Source organism: Acidocella aminolytica 101 = DSM 11237, from assembly GCF_900129125.1.
GTDB classification, from domain to species: Bacteria; Pseudomonadota; Alphaproteobacteria; order Acetobacterales; family Acetobacteraceae; genus Acidocella; species Acidocella aminolytica.
In genome coordinates, this window is record NZ_FQVJ01000098.1 from 1 (window position 1) to 1332 (window position 1332).

The window sequence follows — 1332 nt, forward strand, 5'->3', positions numbered from 1 at the left end:
GGAAAGTGTCCACGACCGAGAAAATGGACACCAGTTTGCGTGTGAAGCGCCGGCATAAAGTGTAACCGGTGTGAGCCTCCCACCTCGCGGCGCGGTTTGAATTACTGGACATTGTACCCCTGAATTTGTGTGGGGTGACGCTGTGGAAACTGACGGTCCTAATGCCAGACATCAGCACAGTCATGAGGACATTGACTATCATCGTGTCGAGCTGATCACCGGGCGGCGCCGGCGGCGGGATTGGACGCGGGAGGAGAAGGCGGAAATTCTTGCCGCGAGCGCTGTGCCTGGTGTGGTGATTGCGGATGTTGCGCGCCGTTATGGGGTGAGCCGGGGCCTGCTTTGGACATGGCGCCGGCAGGCGATGAATGATTTGTCGGCGGCAACGACGGGGGATTTTGTGCCGTTGCGTATTGTGGATGACGTGGCTTCCAATCCCGCGGCTGAGCCGGATGGACCGCCTTCCGCCCGGCCCCCAGCTGTGGGATCGATTGAGATAGAGATCGGGCGTACCCGTATCCGTGTGGAAGGCGTGGTTGATCCGGCTGAGGGCATAGCGTTGAAAGTACGCTAAACAACGCTAAGGAAGAACAAAGCGAGACCTTCTGGATCATGAGGTAGCCAGCTTATGATTAGGAACCCAGCCGGCATCCCCTTCGGCCGAAGCACACCAAGTCCATCCGGCTACGGTTTCGAACATCATTAAGCTCTGTCCTACAACGACGGTGAGTTCCATGGCGCTATAGTTGCGGCGCAAGGTCGCAGCCGAATGCTCATCTTCGCGTTCGAGGAAAGCCTCGGGCACCCATCCAGCGAGACCAGAGGCCGAGTGTTCACACCACATCCAACCCGGTTCGTCGTCCTCTCGGCGAACGATTTTTACCACGTCGCCGACGGTGCCAAAGATCGGTGCCTCGTAGCTCCGGTCGTGATCGGCGACCACCTGGCAATTAACCACTTTTATTGGCCTTTTTCATGCTGGCCGGCTCACACCCGAGCGCCTCATTTCTCGATAGATCGTGGAGCGGCCAAGGCCGAGCTGCCGGGCAGCTTCAGCCGGAGAGGTTTTTGCCTCGACTAATTTGATTGCTGCCTCGACTTTTTTCATATCGAGAGGTTGCCGGCCTGGTCTCTTTCCTTTTGCCCGTGCCGCGGCAATGCCGTCCTTCGTCCGCTCCGAAATCAGCCGCCGCTCAAAATGGGCGATGGCACCAAAAACATGGAAGACGAGTTCGCCGGCGGCCGAGGAGGTGTCGATCTTTTCCTCAAGACTCAGCAGGGCGACGCCGCGTTCCTTCAGCATGATGACGGTGGAAAGCAGTTCGGCGAGCG

At 58.4% G+C, this 1332-nt stretch carries 3 protein-coding genes; 1 reads left to right on the forward strand and 2 read right to left on the reverse strand.

Going from position 1 to position 1332, the window contains the following annotated elements; all coding sequences use genetic code 11:
- The first annotated feature begins 142 nt into the window (after positions 1-142).
- A complete protein-coding gene (gene tnpA, locus BUB54_RS19760; RefSeq protein WP_073212044.1) occupies positions 143-574 on the forward strand; it encodes an IS66-like element accessory protein TnpA in 432 nt (143 codons plus the stop codon).
- 36 nt (positions 575-610) lie between these two features.
- On the opposite strand, the gene BUB54_RS19765 is transcribed toward tnpA, so the two are convergent.
- Both BUB54_RS19765 and BUB54_RS19770 read right to left on the reverse strand, forming a co-directional pair.
- Positions 611-943, reverse strand: coding sequence for an SH3 domain-containing protein (locus BUB54_RS19765; protein ID WP_048880628.1), 333 nt, complete (start codon positions 941-943; stop codon positions 611-613).
- 30 nt (positions 944-973) lie between these two features.
- On the reverse strand, positions 974-1332 hold a 359-nt coding region (locus BUB54_RS19770), incomplete at its 5' end, for a recombinase family protein (protein ID WP_175556563.1).